The following is an 18,073-nucleotide window of genomic DNA, read 5'->3' on the forward strand; positions in this document are numbered from 1 at the left end:
TGGCAGCCATCCTGCCAAGGTCGCGGCGAGCGGGCACGATGAACCCGTGGGTTACCGACTGACGCAGTACGCGCACGGCGGCGGGTGCGCGTGCAAGATCCCGCCCGGCGAACTCGAAGCGGCCGTCCGCGGCCTCACCGGCGCCTCGCCCGTCGACCCGCCGGGCGAGCTGCTCGTCGGGCTGGACACCGGCGACGACGCGGCCGCGGTCCGGATTTCCGGGGACACCGCGCTCATCGCGACGACGGACTTCTTCACCCCGGTGGTCGACGACGCCTACGACTGGGGCCGGATCGCGGCGGCCAACGCGCTCTCCGACGTCTACGCCATGGGCGGGACGCCGGTGGTGGCGCTCAACCTGCTCGGCTGGCCGCGGGAGACGCTGCCGTTCGAGCTGGCCGCCGAAGTGCTGCGCGGCGGCCTGGACGTCTGCGGCGAGGCGGGCTGCCACCTCGCCGGCGGGCACAGCGTCGACGACCCGGAACCGAAGTACGGCCTGGCCGTCACCGGCATTGCGGATCCGGCGCGGCTGCTGCGCAACGACGCCGGGCGGGCCGGGCTGCCGCTGACGCTGACGAAACCGCTCGGCGTCGGCGTGCTGAACTCGCGGCACAAGGCCACCGGGGAACGGTTCGAGCAGGCGATCGACGTCATGACGACGTTGAACGCGCCCGCCTCCCGCGCGGCGCTGGCGGCCGGGACCACGTGCGCCACCGACGTGACGGGGTTCGGCCTGCTGGGCCACCTGTTCAAGCTGGCGCGGGCCAGCGGCGTCACGGCCCGGCTGGACCCGGCAGCGGTGCCGTACCTCGACGGCGCGCGTTCGGCGCTGCGCGAGGGGTACGTCAGCGGCGGCACCCGGCGCAACCTCGACTGGGTCCGGCCGCACACGGACCTGTCGAGGGTGTCCGAGGACGAGGCGCTGCTGCTCGCGGACGCGCAGACGTCCGGCGGGCTGCTGGTCGCCGGGGAGCTGCCGGGGCACCCCGTGATCGGGGAGCTGGTCCCGCGCGGGGACCACACGATCGTCGTCGGCTGAGTTTCGGGCCGGGCGCGGCGGGTACGCGACGAGCATGCCTGCACCGGACCGAACCAGCCTCGAACAGCACCTGGCCGAGACGGAGTACCCATGCGGCCGCGACGAACTCCTCCGCCGAGCGGCCGCGGCCGGCGGCGGCGACTCGGTCCTCGGCTCACTGGGCGGCTTGCCGCACAGCGACCGGTACGAGAACTTCGACGCCGTCTGGGAGGCGGTGTCGGCCAAGCACATCGGCGGGGCGCCGTAGGCGTCAGCCGAGGCGCTCCACGGCGTCACGGGCGTCTTTGAGGTCGGCGCCGGTGCGTTCGCGGTAGACCTTGATCGCCTGGATCTTCTTGCCTTCTCGCACCAGCGCGACGACCTCCGGCAGCGCCGGCTCCTCGACGGCCACCCCGAGCTTTTCGGCGATGGCGTCGAGCTTCCGCTCCACGCGCGCCAGCCGCCGGTCGACCCGCGTCAGCCGCCGGTCGGTGGCCGACGTTCCCAGCGCGACGACCCCGGCCAGCACGGCGACACCGAGCAACACCATCCCGTAGTCCATGGCGGGACATGCTACTTCCGGAAATTGTCGGTGGTGGTGGCTAGGGTTCCGCCATGACCACATTGACTGACCGGCCGAAGACCGCGTTGCTCGTCGTCGACGTCCAGAACGGCGTGATGGCGTCGGCCCACGACCGCTCGTCCGTGCTCGCCAACATCGTGACCCTGGTGGAGAAAGCCCGTGCATCGGGGACGGAGGTGGTGTGGGTGCAGCACACCAGCGACGAGCTGCCACGAGACAGCGAGACGTGGGCTTATGTGCCGGAGCTGGTGCGGCGGGAGGCGGAACCGCTGGTGCACAAGGAATACGGGGACTCGTTCGAGGCCACCGATCTCGAGGCGGTGCTGGCCGAACGAGGGGTAGGTGCGCTGGTGGTGGCTGGGGCGCAGACGGACGCGTGCATCCGGTCGACGCTGCACGGGGCGCTCGCGCGGGGGTACGACGCGGCGCTGGTTTCGGACGCGCACACGACGGAGGACCTGTCGGCCTATGGTGCTCCGCCGCCGGGGCAGGTGATCGCCCACACGAACCTGTACTGGCAGTACCAGACGGCGCCAGGCCGCACGGCGGGCGCGATGACCACGGAGGAGGTGGAGTTCGGGGTGACCACGCCGGCTTGAGAGAGACCGGGTTGCGGGCCGGCGGCTGGGGTCGGCAGGGCTTCGGACGCGAGGTCCGACGGCGGGCCGAGGGCTCTGGGTGAGCCGAGCGCGGTGCGACAGCGGGTTGCGGACTCAGGCCGATCCGCGCGCGAGCGAAGGCGCAACAGGAAAGCTCGTCGGCCAACGGTCGATTTCGCGCGCAGGTCCTCCCGCGCGCCTGCCGAGCCACGCCGGTTCGCTCGGCTCCTCCTGCCGCGTGAAGCCGTAAGCGCGCTCCACCCTCGTCACCTCGATGTAGTAGTTCGCGTACCACTGCTGTTTCCAGCCCTCGATCGCCGCCGCGTCGCGGTAGTACAGGACCGTCAGCTCGCGTCCGTGCTCGTCCATTGCCGCGTAGCCATCGACGTTCACGCACCACGCAAGTGGTCACGCAACGCCCGCGCGACGCGGGACATCAGCACGTCCGCCTCCGGCTGGACCGCCGCCGGTACACGGGATTCAGTCAAGGCCACCACACCGAACACCCCGCCGTCCGCGTGCTCGACGACGCCGGCCTCGTGGCGCATGTTCAGCAGCGTTCCCGTTTTCGACGACCACTTCGCCGCGTCGGAGGCGAAGTCCGGGGTCAGGCGGTGGCGGATCACGTTGTTCGCCATCAGCTCGCGCACCCCCGCGGCCACCGTCGGGTCGATCTTCGACGGGGTCCACAGCGCCTGTAACAGCTCCAGCACCGCCCGGGCGGACGCCGTGTTCGCGCGCGATACGTCGAGCTGCGCCAGGCGGTGGCCCTGGCCCGCCGTGCCCGCGCCGATCGCCAGGGCGTGGGCCAGGTCGGCTTCGGCCGCGTCGAAGCGCTCGGCCGGGGTGTCCACCAGGTCGCGGAGCTCGTGCCGGAGCGCGATCCCGCTCAGGCCCCAGCCGGTCAGCAGGGCCGCCACCTCGGCCGGCGGCGTCAGACCGAACAGGACATCGGCCGCCTGGCCGTCGCTGAGGCACGTGCTCAGGTACAGCAGGTCCTCGACGGCGATGCGGGCCGGGTGGCGGAAGCGGGTCACGCCGATCGGGCCGGGCGTGGTGACGCGGCCGGGTGGGACCTCCAGCTGAGTGGCGCCATCGAGCTCGCCGCGGCGGATGCGCTCCAGGGTCGCCGCCGCCAGCGGGACCTTCACCAGGGACGCGATCGGGTACTCGCGGTCCGGGTCGATCCCCACCTCGGCGCCCGACCGCAGGTCCCGCACCAGGAACGAGCCGCGCAGGCCGCCGTCGTCCAGTTCCGCCCGCAGGTCGCGGACCAGTGCTTCGGTGCTCACGACGCGGCTCCCAGGCAGCGTCCGACGGCTTCCCGCAGCACCGTGCGCAGCCGTTCGGCGTCTTCGCCCAGCGTGGCCGCGACGCCGAAGCCGCGCGCGAGGTCGAGTTCGCCGATCGGGCGCCAGTGCAGCCCGAGGTCGGCGGCCTGCGCGACCGAGCAGACCAGCAGGTCCGCCGAGGCGAACACCTCCGCGGCCGCCGCGGTCAGCGAGCCGGCCACCGCGACCTGCGCCGGGGGCAGCCCGACGGCGTCGCGGACCCGCAGCACCCGGTCGCGGACGTGCGGGACGTCGTCCTCGGGCTGGATCCACACGCGCCGCCGCGGGCCGCCGGACCGGCCCGCCCGCAGCGTCTCCAGGTGCACGACCCGCGCTCCCGGCGGCGCCACCCCGGCGACGCCCAGCGGCACCGACCACACGCCCTCCTCGGCCGGGACGGCGGTGAGCGCGGCCCGCACTTCGCTCGTCCGGACGAGTTCGGCCCGCTCCCCCGGCTCCGCGGCGCGGAACTCCAGGTGGACGTCGAGCGCCCGGGCTTCGGCGGCCAGTTCGGCGAGCTCGCGCACCCCGCACGTGCCGGGCACCGCCACCCGCATCGGCCGCAGCCGCGCGCGCCGGGCGTCGTGCTCCAGCGAGTCGGCCAGCCGGACGAGCCGCTGGGCCGACGGGAGCACGTCACGCCCGAACGCGGTCAGCCGAGCCCGGCGGGTGGAGCGGTCGAAGAGCCGCTCGCCGAAGTGCCGCTCGAGCGCCGCGATCCGCCGGCTCGCGACCGGCTGCGGGATGCGCGCGAGCGCCGCGCCCGCCGTGAAGCTCCCCGTCTCGCTCACGCTCACGAACGCTCTGCAGCCGCCGACCAGGTCCACGACCTCACTCTATGCGATTCCGGCATCAAACCGTGCGTTCGCGTCTTGGACAGCATGAGCGGCTGCGGCGACACTGCGGATGTCGATCAAGACCGGAAGGAAGCACCGTGCCGTTCCCCCACGTCCGGTGGGCCGCGCTCGCCGCGCTGGCCCTCGTCCCGCTCACCGCGTGCGCCGCCGAAACGCCGGCCCCGGCAGCGCCGTCGACGTCCTCGATCGCGGTGGCGCCTCAACCGGACTTCGCTCCGCTCGAACGCGAATTCGACGCCCGCCTCGGCGTGTACGCGATCGACACCGGCTCCGGCCGCGAGATCGCCCACCGGGCCGACGAGCGCTTCGGTTACGCGTCGACGCACAAGGCGTTTTCCGCCGCGGCCGTCCTCCAGCGCACGAACATGGCGGGGCTGGCGAAGGTGCTGCCCTACACGAAGGTCGACGTCCAGCCGAACTCGCCGATCGGCGAAAAGCACACCGGGCTGTCCCTGCGCGACGCGATCGACGCGGCGTTGCGCTACAGCGACAACACCGCCGCCAACCTGCTGTTCCGCGAGCTCGGCGGCCCGGCCGGGCTGGCTGCGGTGTTGCGCGGGATCGGCGACACCACCACGCACGTCGACCGGATCGAGCCGGGCCTCAACGACCTGGCCCCGGGCGACGTCCGCGACACGAGCACCCCGCACGCGATGGCGGCCGACCTGCGCGCGTTCGCCGTCGGCACGGCGCTGCCCGCCGAGCAGCGGACCTTCTACACGGACACGATGCGCGCCAACCTCACGGGCAACGCGGTGATCCGCGCGGGCACCCCGGCCGGCTGGACGGTCGCCGACAAGACCGGGACCGGCGACTACGCGACGCGCAACGACATCGCGGTCGTCTGGCCGCCGGGCCGCGCGCCGATCGTGCTGGTGGTGCTGTCCGACCGCAAGGCGAAGAACGCCAAGCCGGACGACCGCCTGCTCGCCCAGGCGGCGAAGCTGGCCCTCGACACCTACCGCTGAGGGCCCGGAGAAGCTCATGAAAGGGTCGTTCACCGCACCGGCTCCCTGGCCCCGGCCAACCCCGCCAGCGGGCGGCGGCCGCCGGTAGGCGGGTAGCGGCTCGGGCGGCCGAGGGGGTTGCGCGGGTCCGGCGAGCGCTGGGTCGGGCGAGCGCTGGGTTGCCGGGTCGGGCGAGCGCTGGGTCGGGCGTTGGGTTGGCGGGTCGGGGAAGGCGTCGGGTTGGCGGATTGGCCACCCGGCCGCCCTACCGCGCTGAGGTCAAGACCCGCCGTCCGACGTCACCCGCGCCCCGAAGAGCCGGGCCGCCGCTGCTTCGACCTCGTCGAGCCACTCCGCACGGCGGTCTCCGCCCGCGTCGGCCACCACCCGCAGCACGAGCCGGTGGACCTCCGGCTCGCCGAGGTACGGCGGCAGGCAGCGCCGCCAGATCGCGTCGAGCGGGTCGCCGAACAGCGTTCGCTCGCGCTCCTCCGTCGTGTCGGACGTGTTCACCACCAGCAGCCGACGCAACGAAAGCAGCGACTCGGGGGCGCCGCCCGCGTCGTCGAGGCGGTACGCGACGCCGGGGACGAGGATCCGGTCGAGCCAGCCGCTGAGGATCGCCGGTGGTTTGCCCCACCAGTTCGGGTGGATCGCGACGAGCCCGCCCGCTTCGCGCAGTTCCTCGCGGTGGCGCCGCACCAGCGGGTCCGGTTCGGCGGCGAGGAACTCCTCCGCCCGGGTGCCGCTGGTGTAGGCCTCTTCCGCGGTGAGCACCGGGTCGAAGCCCTCGGCGTACAGGTCGTGGAACCGCACCGGCACCCCGGCCCGCTCCAGCGCCGCGACGACCCGGCCGGCGAGCGCGTGGTTGAAGCTCCCGGGCCGCGGGTGCGCGAGCAGTACCACCACCGGGGCGGTCATCCCGTCATCGCCACCAGGATGCGCCGCTTGCCCGTGAACGGCTCGCGGCCGTGCGCCATCAGCATGTTGTTGATCACCATGATGTCGCCGGCCTGCCACGGGAACGCGTAGCTGACCTCGTCGTAGACCTCCCGCACCTTCGCCAGGTCCTCGACCGGGATCGGGCTGCCGTCGGCGAAGTAGGCGTTGCGCGGCAGGTCCGCCTCCGGGTACAGCTCCAGCAACGCCTCGCTGACCTCTTCACCGAGGCTCGAGACGTGGAACAGGTTGGCCTGGTTGAACCACACGGTGTCCCCGGTGTGCTCTTCCACCACGAACGACGGCCGGACGTGCCGGGTGCGCAGCCCCTCCTCGGTCCATTCGAACGTCTGGCCGTTGCGCGCGCAGTAGTCCTCGACGACCGCGCGGTCCTCGGTCTGGAACGCCTCCTGCCACGTCAGCCCGAGCCCCTCGCGGAAAGCACGCGCGTAGGTGACGCCGCCGGCGAACCGCTCGCGGAGGTCTGCCGGCAGCAGCCGGTACATCGCCCGGCTGTCCGCGATCGGCGTGGCCCCACCGGTTTCCGCCGCGGTGTCGCACAGGAAGAACAGCCGCGCGGGCCAGCTCGCCGAGTACGAGTTCTCGTTGTGCATCGGGATCGACTCGGCGGGCGGGTACTCGGTCGAGGTGTAGATGTTGCCCGCCACGTTCGACCGCGGCGTCGAGCGTTCGGTGTAGCTGAGCAGCGCGCCACCGATCGTCTCGGTGACCCGGTTGAACAGGTCGAGGTCGGCGGGCAGGCCACGCAGCAGGATCGCGCCGTGGTCGCGCAGGTGCTCCCGCACCTGCGGCAGCTGCGCCTCGACGGCCGCGAAGTCCGCGGCCGGGAAGACGGCGATCTTGGTGTGCTCGTTGCCCTGCAGCTGCCCCAGCGGCGCCGCGAGATCGGCGGTCATGACCCCTCCAGTTCGAATCGAACAAGCTTGGCGGCCTCGGCGTGCAGCGCGGCCAGGTCGTCGACGTCGGCGAAGCCGGCGACGAGGACGTTCACGGCGTAGATCTCCTGGTCGTCGCTGAGCACCTGGCCGGGCGAAACGATGGTGACGACGTCGAGGACCTCCGGCAGGTCCGCGACTTCTTCGGTGCCTTCGACGCGCACGAGCCGTCCGGTGCCCTCGGCGTAGAGGACGAGGTAGCCGACCGGCACGGGCAGCCCGGTGCCGCGCGCGGGCGGCGGCGTACCGAGCGCGAGGGAAACCGCTTCGGCGGTGACGTCGATGCCGGTGGCGAGCTTCAGCAGCGCCGGTTGCGCTCCCCCGGCGGGCCGCCCGGCGTTGACCTCGACGACCACCGGGCCGAGGACGGCGTCGTCGATCACCTCGACGTGCGCGCACGTCGAGTCCAGCCCCAGGGCGAGCACCGCGGCGGACGCGGCTTCGGTGACGAGCCGGGCCCGCTCCCCGGCCAGCCCGAACGGCGGGCAGACCATGCCCAGCTCGAACTTCCGCTCGTCGATCAGCGGCTTGCCGACCACGGTGACGGGTTCGGCGGCCCCGTCGCGGACGAGCACGTCCACCGCGTACTCCGGCCCGTCGAGCAGGCTCTCGACGAGGAACACCCGCAACGGGTCGAGCGGTCCCGGCAGCGGGCGGTGGTAGCGCGCGTCCGGGTTCTCCGGCAGCCGGGTGGCCAGGAGGTGGTAGGCCGCGACCAGTTCCTCCACGGTGGACACCGTGCGGACGAGCGTGCTGGCGGCGCCGTTGACCGGCTTGACGATCGCGGGGAGACCGACCTCCGCGGCGATCGCGGGCGCCTGCGCCGGATCGGCGAACAACGCGGCCCGCGGCCCCGGCAACCCGGCCGCGGCGAGGGCCTGCCGGACAGCGAACTTGTTGTGCGCCAGCGTGAACACGTCCGCCGGACAGCGGGCGACACCGAGCAGCTCGGCGATCCGGGCGGTGCTCGCGATGATCCCCTCCGCCGCGGTCAGCACCGCGGCGGGCTCCCGGTCGCGGAGCGCTTCGGCCACCGCGGGCGCATCCCGGACGTCGTCGACCACGACGAAGCCGTCGACCTGGTACTCCGGCTCGCCGTCGTCCAGGGGCTCGGTGACGAGCTCGGCCCGCCAGCCGGCGTCCCGGACGGCGGCCGCGAAGTCCGCGATCCACTGCCCGTGCGTTTCCCGCACGATGAACGCGGTCTTCACGCGACCTCCAGCCGGATCAGGTTGCTCGCTTCGGCGTGCAGCGCGGCCAGGTCTTCGTGGTCGGCGAACCCGGCGACGACGAGGTTGACCGCGTACGTCTCCTGCTCGTCGGTGAGCACCTGGCCGGGCGAGACCGTCGTGACCACGTCGACGACCTCCGGCAGCGCGGCGACCTCGTCGAGGCCGCCGATGCCGGTCAGGGTGCCGGACCCGGTCGCGTAGAGGATCAGCATGCCCAGCGGGATCGGCAGCTTCGCCGGCTCGCGCGCGGGCGGCGGCGCGCCGAGGGCGAGGGCGGTCAGCTCGGCGAACACGTCGACGCCGGTGCGCAGCTTGGCCAGCAGCGGCATGATCGAGCCCGCCGGGCGGCCCGCGTTGACCTCGACGATCGTCGGGCCGCGCCGCTCGTCGTCGATCACCTCGACGTGCGCGATCGTGTTGTCGAGCCCCAGCGCGAGGACCGCGGCGGACGCCGCCGACGTGACCAGTGCGGCCCGCTCGCCGGAGAGCCCGGCCGGCGGGCAGGACAGCACCAGCTCGAACTTGCGCTCGTCGATCAGCGGCTTGTCGAGGATCTCGACCGGCTCGGCGACGCCGTCGCGGACCAGCACGTCCACCGCGTACTCCGGCCCCCGCAGCAGGCTTTCGACGAGGAACGTCGACGCCGGGTCGAGCGTCCCCAACCGGCGGTGATAACGCGGGTCCGCGGACTCCGGCAGCCGCGCGGCCAGCAGCTCGTACGCGGCCGCCAGCTCGTCCACAGTGGACACTGTGCGCACGAGGTTGCTTCCGGCGCCGTTGACCGGCTTGACGATCGCGGGCAGCCCGACCCGCTCCGCCACCTCGGCCGCCGAAGCGGCCGAGGAGATCAGCGCCACCGCGGGACCCGGCAGGCCGGCCGCGGCCAGCGCTTCCCGGACCGCGAACTTGTCCGCGCACAGGGCGAACACCGACGCCGGGCACCGCGCGACGCCGAGCAGCTCGGCGACCCGGGCGGTGCTCGCGATGGCCCCGTCCGAACCGGTCAGCACGGCGGCGGGCACCCCGACCGCCGAGCGGATCCGGGCGGCGACGGCTTCGGCGTCGTAGACGTCGTCGACGGCGACCACCTCGTCCACGACCGCGGCGAGCGAGGTCCGCTCGGCCGCGGCCACCGACGGCGCGAACAGCACCGCGCGGTGCCCGGCCGCGTGCACCGCGGCGGCGACCTCGCCGACCCAGTGCCCGCGCGCTTCCCTGATCAGCACGACGTCGCTCACGCGGCCTCCTTCCCGGCGAGCTTGCGCTCCCGTTCCTGAGCGCCGACGAGGTCGTCCGGCAGCGAATCCGGGACCTCGGTGTCGAACCGGCGCAGCAGCTTCACGGCGAACCCGCCGGCGTTGATCAGCAGCAGGATCAGCGCGTAGACGACGAAGGCGAGCCCGACCCCGCGGCCTTCGCCGGTGCCGAGGACCGTGCCGACCGACCCGGCGAGCGCGCCGCCGGGCGCGAGCAGCGGCGAGAACCAGCCGACCGCGAGCGGCGCGAGCACCGCGAACCCGATCGGCAGCGTCGACCAGGTGATCGTCTGGTTGATGGCGAACACCCGCCCGTGGTAGCGCTGCGGCACCTTGACCTGCACCAGCGTCGCGTAGATGCCCTGCGACACGGCCATCGCCGCGGCCAGCAGGAACACCCCCGCGGCGACGACGATGAGCGACGGCCGCAGCCCCATCACGAGGCTGCCGAGCGCGATGCCGACGTTGCCGAAGAGGACGCCGACCATGCGCCGCTTGCGCGGGCCGCCCCAGAGCGCCATGCCGATGCCGCCGGCCACCGCGCCGACCGCCTCGGCCAGCGCGACCTGGGCGACGTCGGTGACGGTGCCGAAGGACAGCACCAGCGGCGAGACGAGCACCAGCGCGGGCGCCAGGAAGACGTTGGCCAGCGCGAAGTACAGCAGCATCGTGCGGAAGCCGCGGTGGTTCCACGAGTATTTGAGCCCGCCCGCGATCGCCGTCAGCAGCGGCTCGCGCGGGCGCCAGCCGAGCAGGTCGGGGAACCGGACGAACAGCAGGCTGACGATGGCGAACACGTAGCTCGCCATGTCGAGGACCAGGATCCCGGTCAGCTGGATCGCCGCCAGCAGCCCGGCCGCGATCACCGGCATCAGCAGCTGCGCGAAGCCGTTGGACAGCTGGGCGAGCCCCATCGCGTGGCCCAGGTACTGCTTGGGCACCAGCTGCGCGACCGACGACTGGTAGGCGATGCGCTGGATCGACCCCGCGACCGACCCGAGCGGGATCAGCGTGTAGAGCCACCAGAGCTGCAGGTTCCCCGCCGTCAGCAGCACCGCGAGCGCGAGCTGGATGACGCCGGCGAGCGCGCTGGCCGCGATCATGATCCTGCGGCGGTCGCCACGGTCGACGAGCGCGCCCGCCACCGGCAGCACCAGCACCCCGCACAGCAGGGCCAGCGCCCAGAGCAGGCCGAGGTCGGTGACCGAGCCGGTCCTGGTGTAGAGCCAGATGGGCACCGCGAACGACGTCAGCGCGGAGCCGGTCGAGGAGACCAGCTGGCCCACCGTGACCGTGACGAACCGGGCCATGCTCGGCTGCACGGCGGGCTTGTCGTCCACTTCGGACCGGTGGGTGTCGTGCACCGCCCAGCCCGCGTCCTCGCCCCGGGCGGAAACGTGCAGGTCGCCGGGCTCGTCCACGGCGGGGTGCACCCGGGTGATGATCTCCGCCAGTTCTTCCGCGCGGTAGCGGAGGAAGAAGTGCCCGGCCTGGTCGAGCACGACGAGCGCGGTGCGGTCGGTGAGGAACTCCCATTCGCGGTAGCGCTCGGCGTAGTAGTCGGTGACCGGGTCCTCCGAGCCGACGACCGAGATGATCGGCGCGCGCAGCTTGGCGACGCGGGCGTCGAGCAGGCCGCTGAAGTACTCCTCGGCGGCGCGGCTGTCGGCCCGCATGTTGCTGATGATCCGGTCGGCCTGCGCCGGGTCGAGGTCGTCGGTGTCGACGCCCATGCCCTTGAGCCAGTTCGCGTAGTACCGGTTGCTGCGCAGCTTCTCCAGCCGCGTCCGCAGCGTCCCGACGGCACCCTTGATCCGCGCGAACGGGAAGATCGCGCCGATGTGCACGACTTCGAGCTCCCGTCCGCGCTCCTCCAGGCGCCGGGCCACGCCGACGGCGAGGGCGTTGCCGACGCCGCAGTGGCCGTAGATGGCCAGGGGCCCGTCGATCCGCTCGAGGACCTCGCCGGCGAGGCGCTCGACCAGTTCGTCGAACGGCACGGCCTCCTCGGACAGGCCGACGTCGTGACCGGGGATCGCGACCGAGAACAGCGAATACCCGCCGGGCAGCGCGTCGGCGAGGGGCTGGTAGACGATCGCGCTGCCGCCGCCGTACGGGAAGCAGACGTACGTCAGGGTCGGCTTAGCGACGGGCTTGGTCAGCTCGTACAGCAGGTGTCCCGAGTCGTCGCGGTCGCCGTCGAGGAACCCGGCCAGCTCGCGGATCGTGCGGTGCTGGAACAGGTCCATCACGCCGGCCTGGTGCCCGGCCTTCGCGATCCGCGCGACGACCTGCGTGGCGAGCATCGAGTGGCCGCCGAGGTCGAAGAAGTCGTCGTCGACGCCCAGTTCCTCGACCTTGAGCACGTCCCGCCAGATGTCCGCGAGCAGCACTTCGAGGGCGCCGGCCGGTGCGACGAGCGCGGTGCTCGCGTCCCGGGCGGCGACCGGGGCGGGCAGCGCCTTGCGGTCGAGCTTCCCGTTCGGCGTCAGCGGCAGCGCGTCGAGCGTGACGAACGACGGCGGCACCATGTAGTCCGGCAACGTCTCCTTCAACGCGGTCCGCAGGCCTTCCACCTCGCCGACCACGTACCCGACCAGCCGCTTGTCCCCCGGCGTGTCCTCCCGGACGAGCACGACGGCGTCGGCCACGCCGGGCTGTTCCCGCAGCCGGGCCTCGATCTCGCCCAGCTCGATGCGCAGCCCGCGCAGCTTGACCTGGTGGTCGAGGCGGCCGAGGAACGCGATCGTGCCGTCGGATCGCCAGTGCGCGAGGTCGCCGGTGCGGTACATCCGGCCGCCGTGGAACGGATCCGTGACGAACCGCTCCGCCGTGAGCTCCGGCCGGTTGTGGTACCCCAGCGCCAAGCCCACGCCGGCGATGTGGAGTTCGCCGGGTACGCCGACCGGGCACGGGTTGCCGCGCCCGTCCAGGACGTAGACGCGGAGGTTGCGGATCGGCGCCCCGATCGGCACGGACGCCACCTCGGCCAGCGCTTCGGGCGTGCAGTGCCAGGCGGTGACGTCGATCGCGGCTTCGGTCGGGCCGTACAGGTTGTGCAGCTCGCAGTGCGGCAGCCGCCGGACGAACTCGCGGGCGGTGTCGAGCGGGAGTTCCTCGCCGCTGCAGACGACCCGGCGCAACGCCGTCACCGACTCGATGCCCCGCTCATTCAAAAACAAGGTCAGCATCGACGGGACGAAGTGCGCGGTCGTGATCCCCTCGGTGCCCAGGAGTTCCCGCAGGTAGGCGGCGTCCTTGTGCCCGCCGGGCTCGGCCAGCACCAGCCGGGCGCCGGTCATCAGCGGCCAGAAAAACTCCCACACCGAGACGTCGAAGCTCGCCGGGGTCTTCTGCAGCACCGCGTCCGAACCGTCGAGGCCGTATTCGCGCTGCATCCAGTCGAGCCGGTTGACGATGCCGCGGTGCCCGTTGGGCACGCCCTTCGGCCGTCCCGTGGAGCCCGAGGTGTAGATGACGTACGCGGGATCTTCCGCGCTCGCCAGGGGTTCCACGGGGGTGGCCGGGCCGGTCAGCTCGTCCAGCACCACGACGGTCGCGTCGCCGGGCGGGAGGGTGTCCCGGAGGGCGGCCTGGGTCAGCACGACCGGCGCGGCCGCGTCTTCGAGCATGAACGCGAGCCGGTCCGCCGGGTACTCGGGGTCGAGCGGCACGTAGGCGCCGCCCGCCTTGAGCACCCCGAGCAGGCCGGTGACCAGCTCGAACGAGCGGTTCGCGAAGACACCCACCAGGGCGCCCGGCCCGACGCCCAGCTCACGCAGGCGGTGCGCCAGCCCGTTGGCCCGGGCGTCCAGGTCCCGGTAGGACAGCGACTCACCGCGGAAGGTCAGCGCGGGCGCGTCCGGCGTGCGCGCGACCTGCGCCTCGACGAGGCCGTGCAGCGTGCCCGGCGGGATCTCCCCCGCGGTGTCGTTCCACCGGTGCACGACCAGGTCCCGCTGGTCACCCAGGATGTCCAGCCCGGACAGCGGCCGCGTGGGGTCGGCGACGATCGAACGCAGCAGCGTGACCAGGCGCCCGGCCATGCCGGCGACGGTCTCCGCGCCGAACAGCGCGGTGTTGTGCACGAACTTGCCGATCAGCCCGGACTCGACCTCGATGGCGTGGAACTCGAAGTCGAACCGGGTCGAGGGCAGGTCCATCGGCAGCCAGCGGAAGTCCACTTCGGACGTCCCCGCCGCACCCAGCCGGCCCATTTCGTAGTTCTGCAGCACGAACATCGCCTGGAACACCGGCGAGCGGCTGACGTCACGCGGTACGCCGAGCGCGTTCACCAGGCGCTCGAACGGGACGTCGGCGTGGTCGAACGCGTCGAGCACGTGCCGCCGGGTCCGGGCCAGCAGCTCGGTGAAGCCCGGGTCGCCCTCGAGCTGGGCGCGCAGCGGCAGCATGTTGATGAACATGCCGACGACGCCTTCCAGCTCCGGCAGCCCGCGCCCGGCCGACGACGAACCGACCGCGAAGTCCTCCTGCCCGGAATACCGGGACAGCAGCACCTGGTAGGCGGCCAGCAACGTCATGAACAACGTGACGCCGTGCTCGCGGCTCAGGTCGCCGAGCGCCCGGACGAGGTCCTGCTCGACGAAGAACTCGTGGATCGCCCCGTCGAACGTCTGGGTCGCCGGCCGCGGCCGGTCGGTGGGCAGCTCCAGGGGTTCGACGCCGCGGAGGGTCTCCTGCCAGTGGTCGAGCTGCCGGTCCAGTTCGGCGCCGGTCAGCGTCCGGCGCTGCCAGTGCGCGAAGTCGCCGTAGCCGATGGACAGCGCGGGCAACGCGGCCGCCGTCCCGTGGTAGCCCGCCGCGAGGTCGCGCAGCAGCAGGTCGACCGACCAGCCGTCGCCGACGATGTGGTGCGTGCACACGGCGAGGAGGTGCTCGTCATCGGCAACACGCACCAGGGTCGCGCGCAGCAACGGTCCTCCGGCCAGGTCGAACGGCTCGGCCGCGGCGGCGTCGACGGCCGCCCGGGCGGCTTCCTCGTCCGCCGCGTCCACCAGGGACAGCGGGACGGTGACGACCGGTTCGACGTGGACGGACGGCTGCCCGTCGTCCCCGGCCGGGAACCGCATGCGCAGGGCCTCGTGCCGCACGGGCAGGGAATCGAGGGCCGCCCGCAGCGCGGTGACGTCGAGGCGGCCGGTGAGCCGGATCGGCACGGGGATGTTGTACGACGTGGTCCCGGGCGCGAACTGCTCCATGAACCAGACGCGTTCCTGCTGGTACGACAACGGGACGTCGTCGCACTCCGGCCGCGGGGTGATGGTCGCGGCCGGCTCGGCGCGCCGCCGCAGCCGCCGTTCCAGCAGGGCCCGGCGCGCGGCCGCGCTGCTGGTTTCGTCGATCGTCGTCACGCCTGCTCACCTTCGGCCAGCTGGGCCCGGACCTCTTCGTCGCTGAGCTGGTCGAGGTCGGCTTCGAGCCGCCGTTCGACCTCGGCGGCGAGCCCGGCCACCGTGGTGAACGAGAACAGGCCGCGAACCGGCAGTTCGACGCCGACCTGCTTGCGGATCCGGGCCATCGCGCGGATCGCGAGCAGTGAATTGCCGCCGTGGGCGAAGAAGTCGTCGTGCACGCCGAGCTTCTCGATGCCGAGGAGTTCGCCCAGCACTTCGGCGACCAGCTCCTCGGCCGCGGTGCTCGGGGCCACGTACTCCGCCTCGCCGCCGAGCTGCGGATCGGGCAGCGCGGCCCGGTCGAGCTTGCCGCTCGCCGCCACCGGCAGCGCGGCGAGCGTGACGAACACTGTCGGCACCAGGTACTCGGGCAGCGTGGCCCGCAGCGCCTCCGCGGCGCCGTCCGCGTTGCCGACGACGTACCCGACGAGGGTTCCTTCGCGGACCGCGACGGCCGCGTCCCGGATCTCCGGCAGCTCGCGCAGGGCGGCTTCCACCTCCCCCGGCTCGATTCGGAAGCCGCGCAGCTTGACCTGGTCGTCGGTCCGGCCGAGGTAGTCGAGGGTGCCGTCGCGGCGCCAGCGGACGAGGTCGCCGGTGGCGTACATCCGCCCGTACGGGCCCTCCGGGAACCGTTCCGCGGTCAGCTCGGGCAGCCCGAGGTAGCCGTGGGCGAGCTGGGCGCCCGCCAGGTGGAGCTGGCCCACGACGCCCGGCGGCACCGGCCGCAGGCGCTCGTCGAGGACGTAGGCGCGGGTGCCCGGGGTCGGGCGGCCGATCGGCACCGGCCCGTCGACCGGGCCGTCCAGCCGGTGGGCGATGCACCCGACGGTCGCTTCGGTCGGCCCGTATTCGTTGGTGACGGAGATTTCGGCGAACGGCCGCACGGCCTCGCCCGGCAACGCCTCGCCGCCGAGGACCAGGTCACCGGTCGGGTACGACTCTTCCGGCAGCACGGCGAGGTGCGTCGGGGTGGCCTTGACGAAGTCCGGCCGCCCCGAGTCCACAATGGACCCGCCGGCGGTGAGCGGGCCGAGCAGCGTCGTGACGGTGAGGTCGAACGACGCCGACGTGTGCAGCAGCGCGCGGCCGGCCAGGCTCGGGTACGCCTCCCGCGCCCAGCCGAGGTAGGTGGCGAGCGCCCGGTGCCCCACCTGGACGCCCTTGGGCCGCCCGGTCGAGCCGGAGGTGTAGATGACGTAGGCGACGTCGTCCGGCCCCGGCCGCGCGGGGTCCGCTTCGGACGACTCCGCCCACACCGCCGGATCGCCCAGGTCCAGCGTCTCGACGTCGAGGGTGCCGTCGCCTGCGGTCAGCACGACGCCGGCCCCGGCGTCAGCGAGGACCAGTGCCTGCCGCGCGGCCGGGTTCGCCGGGTCGAGCGGGACGTAGGCCGCGCCGCTCTTGAGCGCGGCCAGGATGCCCACGACCAGCTCCGCCGAGTTCGGTGCGCAGACGCCGACGACCCCGCCGGCACCGAGCCGGTGCGCGACGCGGTTGGCCCGCGCGTTCAGCTCGGCGTACGTCAGGGATGTGCCGCCGAGGTCCACCGCGACCGCGTCGGGCGTCGCCCGCACCTGCTCTTCGAACCGCTCGACGAACAGCGGAGCGTCCTCGGTGGACGAGCCGCTCCACTCTTCGACCTGACGGCGTTCGGCGTCCGACAGCAGCGGCAGGTCCGTGACCGCGACGGCCGGGTCCTCGACCGCCGCGACGAGGAGGCGCAGGAACCGCTCCGCCATCGACTCCGCGGTCTCGCGGTCGAACAGGTCGGTGCGGTACAGCAGCCGGCCACCGGTCGCGGTGAGGTCGATCGCGACGTCGTCCTTGGCGGTGGCGTAGCGGACCGGCTCGATGCCCGAGTCGGGGATGAAGTTGAAGCCGATCTGGTACAGCGCCTGCACCGCCGGGTCGCGCTCCGGGCGCACCGCGTCGGCGACCAGCTGGAACGGGACGCGGCCGTGCTCGATGGCGTCGAGCACGGCGGTGCGGACCCGGCCGACCAGCTCGGCGAACGCCGGGTCGCCGCCGCAGTCGACGCGGATGGCGAGCTGGTTGACGAACATGCCGATCAGCGGCGCGAGTTCGGGCAGGTCGCGCCCGGCGACCGGCACCCCGACCACGACGTCGGTCGTCCCGGACAGCCGCGCCAGCAGCGCGGTGTACCCGGCGAGCAGCACCATGAACGGCGACGCCGACAGCTCGCGGCCGACCTCCCCGACCCGGTCGAGCAGGCCGTCCGGGAGGGTGAAGTCGACCTGGCCGCCGTCGAAGCCGAAGCCCGCGGGCCGCGGCCGGTCGGTGGGCAGGCTGTGCACCGGCGGGAGCCCGGCGAGGCGCTCGCGCCAGTAGTCCAGCTGCGCGCGCACGAGCGGCAGCTGGCCGCGCTGCCACGCCGAGTAGTCCGGGTACTGGATGGCCAGCTCGGGCAGCTTCGGCAGCCGGCCCTCCGCGGCCGCGTCGCAGGCCTCGTCGAGTTCGCTCGCCAGCACCAGGACCGAGCCGGCGTCGAACACCGTGTGGTGCACGACGAACGTCAGCAGCCAGTCGGCGTCGCCGAGCCGGCACAGCTGGGCCCGCCACGGCGGGGCCGAGTCCAGGGGGATCGGGCGGCGGGCGATCGCCTCGGCGAGCTCGGCCGCGCGGGCCTCCCGCTCCGGGAGGTCACGCAGGTCGTGCACCTCGAGGTCGATCGGGACGTCGGCGTGCACCACCTGGACGAGCTCGCCGCCGTCCATCCGGAACGCCGTGCGCAGGGCTTCGTGCCGCCCGACGACCACGCCGAGCGCGGCCCGCCACTGCCCCTCGGTGAGCGGCAGGTCCTGCCGCACCTGGCAAGGGAGGTTGTACACCGGGGACGCCGGGTCGAGCTGGTTCGACAGCCAGATCCGCTCCTGCCCGAACGAGGCCGGGAACGTCCATTCCTTCGTGTCGGTCATGT

14 protein-coding genes are annotated in these 18,073 nt (G+C 73.2%); 4 read left to right on the top strand and 10 right to left on the bottom strand.

The genetic code is table 11. The features are described 5' to 3' along the window. Positions 1-46 precede the first annotated feature (46 nt). Positions 47-1,039, top strand: coding sequence for a selenide, water dikinase SelD (selD, locus tag ACLJQM_RS41635; protein ID WP_360770796.1), 993 nt, complete (start codon positions 47-49; stop codon positions 1,037-1,039). A gap of 34 nt (positions 1,040-1,073) precedes the next feature. Beyond that, positions 1,074-1,286 carry a DUF2795 domain-containing protein gene (locus ACLJQM_RS41640; protein ID WP_410635836.1) on the top strand — a complete coding sequence of 71 codons (213 nt, stop codon included), beginning with the start codon at positions 1,074-1,076 and terminating at the stop codon, positions 1,284-1,286. A 3-nt stretch (positions 1,287-1,289) separates the two neighbouring features. Here the strand turns inward: ACLJQM_RS41640 and ACLJQM_RS41645 are convergent, their stop codons facing one another. After that, a complete protein-coding gene (locus ACLJQM_RS41645) occupies positions 1,290-1,580 on the bottom strand; it encodes a hypothetical protein (protein ID WP_360770790.1) in 291 nt (96 codons plus the stop codon). A gap of 53 nt (positions 1,581-1,633) precedes the next feature. Between ACLJQM_RS41645 and ACLJQM_RS41650 the strand changes: the two genes are divergently transcribed. Continuing rightward, on the top strand, positions 1,634-2,200 hold the full coding sequence (locus ACLJQM_RS41650) for an isochorismatase family protein (protein WP_410635837.1): 567 nt from the start codon (positions 1,634-1,636) through the stop codon (positions 2,198-2,200). 114 nt (positions 2,201-2,314) lie between these two features. Here ACLJQM_RS41650 and ACLJQM_RS41655 read toward each other — a convergent pair whose 3' ends face one another. From ACLJQM_RS41655 to ACLJQM_RS41665, 3 genes are read right to left on the bottom strand one after another with little or no spacing between them, the layout of a single operon-like run. Next, positions 2,315-2,593 (bottom strand): hypothetical protein, encoded by a 279-nt coding sequence (locus tag ACLJQM_RS41655; RefSeq protein WP_410635838.1) that lies wholly within the window; start codon positions 2,591-2,593, stop codon positions 2,315-2,317. Continuing rightward, the gene (locus ACLJQM_RS41660) at positions 2,590-3,492 is read right to left on the bottom strand and encodes a serine hydrolase (protein WP_410635839.1); all 903 of its coding nucleotides are present in this window, start codon (positions 3,490-3,492) and stop codon (positions 2,590-2,592) included. The genes ACLJQM_RS41655 and ACLJQM_RS41660 overlap by 4 nt, the downstream gene beginning before the upstream one ends. Next, positions 3,489-4,358, bottom strand: a complete 870-nt coding sequence (locus ACLJQM_RS41665) for a LysR family transcriptional regulator (protein WP_360770782.1) — start codon at positions 4,356-4,358, stop codon at positions 3,489-3,491. The genes ACLJQM_RS41660 and ACLJQM_RS41665 overlap by 4 nt, the downstream gene beginning before the upstream one ends. Before the next feature lie 107 nt (positions 4,359-4,465). Between ACLJQM_RS41665 and bla the strand changes: the two genes are divergently transcribed. Next, positions 4,466-5,356, top strand: a complete 891-nt coding sequence (gene bla, locus ACLJQM_RS41670) for a class A beta-lactamase (protein ID WP_410635840.1) — start codon at positions 4,466-4,468, stop codon at positions 5,354-5,356. 258 nt (positions 5,357-5,614) lie between these two features. Here the strand turns inward: bla and ACLJQM_RS41675 are convergent, their stop codons facing one another. From ACLJQM_RS41675 to ACLJQM_RS41700, 6 genes are read right to left on the bottom strand one after another with little or no spacing between them, the layout of a single operon-like run. Next, positions 5,615-6,256, bottom strand: coding sequence for an NAD(P)H-dependent oxidoreductase (locus ACLJQM_RS41675; protein ID WP_410635841.1), 642 nt, complete (start codon positions 6,254-6,256; stop codon positions 5,615-5,617). Beyond that, entirely contained in the window at positions 6,253-7,191 is a 939-nt protein-coding gene (locus tag ACLJQM_RS41680) for a TauD/TfdA family dioxygenase (RefSeq protein WP_410635843.1), read from the bottom strand. Before ACLJQM_RS41680 ends, ACLJQM_RS41675 begins: the two co-directional genes overlap by 4 nt. Then, positions 7,188-8,441, bottom strand: a complete 1,254-nt coding sequence (locus ACLJQM_RS41685) for an ATP-grasp domain-containing protein (RefSeq protein WP_410635845.1) — start codon at positions 8,439-8,441, stop codon at positions 7,188-7,190. The genes ACLJQM_RS41680 and ACLJQM_RS41685 overlap by 4 nt, the downstream gene beginning before the upstream one ends. Beyond that, positions 8,438-9,700: an ATP-grasp domain-containing protein gene (locus ACLJQM_RS41690; RefSeq protein WP_410635847.1), complete on the bottom strand. Its 1,263-nt coding sequence runs from the start codon at positions 9,698-9,700 to the stop codon at positions 8,438-8,440. Before ACLJQM_RS41690 ends, ACLJQM_RS41685 begins: the two co-directional genes overlap by 4 nt. Further along, the gene (locus ACLJQM_RS41695; RefSeq protein WP_410635848.1) at positions 9,697-15,090 is read right to left on the bottom strand and encodes an amino acid adenylation domain-containing protein; all 5,394 of its coding nucleotides are present in this window, start codon (positions 15,088-15,090) and stop codon (positions 9,697-9,699) included. The genes ACLJQM_RS41690 and ACLJQM_RS41695 overlap by 4 nt, the downstream gene beginning before the upstream one ends. Further along, positions 15,087-18,071 (bottom strand): non-ribosomal peptide synthetase, encoded by a 2,985-nt coding sequence (locus tag ACLJQM_RS41700; RefSeq protein ID WP_410635850.1) that lies wholly within the window; start codon positions 18,069-18,071, stop codon positions 15,087-15,089. Before ACLJQM_RS41700 ends, ACLJQM_RS41695 begins: the two co-directional genes overlap by 4 nt. Between the last annotated feature and the right edge of the window lie 2 nt (positions 18,072-18,073).

This window comes from Amycolatopsis sp. cmx-4-83 (genome assembly GCF_046548815.1).
Classification (GTDB): Bacteria; Actinomycetota; Actinomycetes; order Mycobacteriales; family Pseudonocardiaceae; genus Amycolatopsis; species Amycolatopsis pretoriensis_A.

Coding starts and splice junctions, on each gene's coding strand:
- ACLJQM_RS41700 (WP_410635850.1), bottom strand. CDS start 18,071: ATGACCGACACGAAGGAATGGACGTTCCCGGCCTCGTTCGGGCAGGAG.
- ACLJQM_RS41640 (WP_410635836.1), top strand. CDS start 1,074: ATGCCTGCACCGGACCGAACCAGCCTCGAACAGCACCTGGCCGAGACG.
- ACLJQM_RS41645 (WP_360770790.1), bottom strand. CDS start 1,580: ATGGACTACGGGATGGTGTTGCTCGGTGTCGCCGTGCTGGCCGGGGTC.
- ACLJQM_RS41680 (WP_410635843.1), bottom strand. CDS start 7,191: ATGACCGCCGATCTCGCGGCGCCGCTGGGGCAGCTGCAGGGCAACGAG.
- ACLJQM_RS41675 (WP_410635841.1), bottom strand. CDS start 6,256: ATGACCGCCCCGGTGGTGGTACTGCTCGCGCACCCGCGGCCCGGGAGC.
- ACLJQM_RS41650 (WP_410635837.1), top strand. CDS start 1,634: ATGACCACATTGACTGACCGGCCGAAGACCGCGTTGCTCGTCGTCGAC.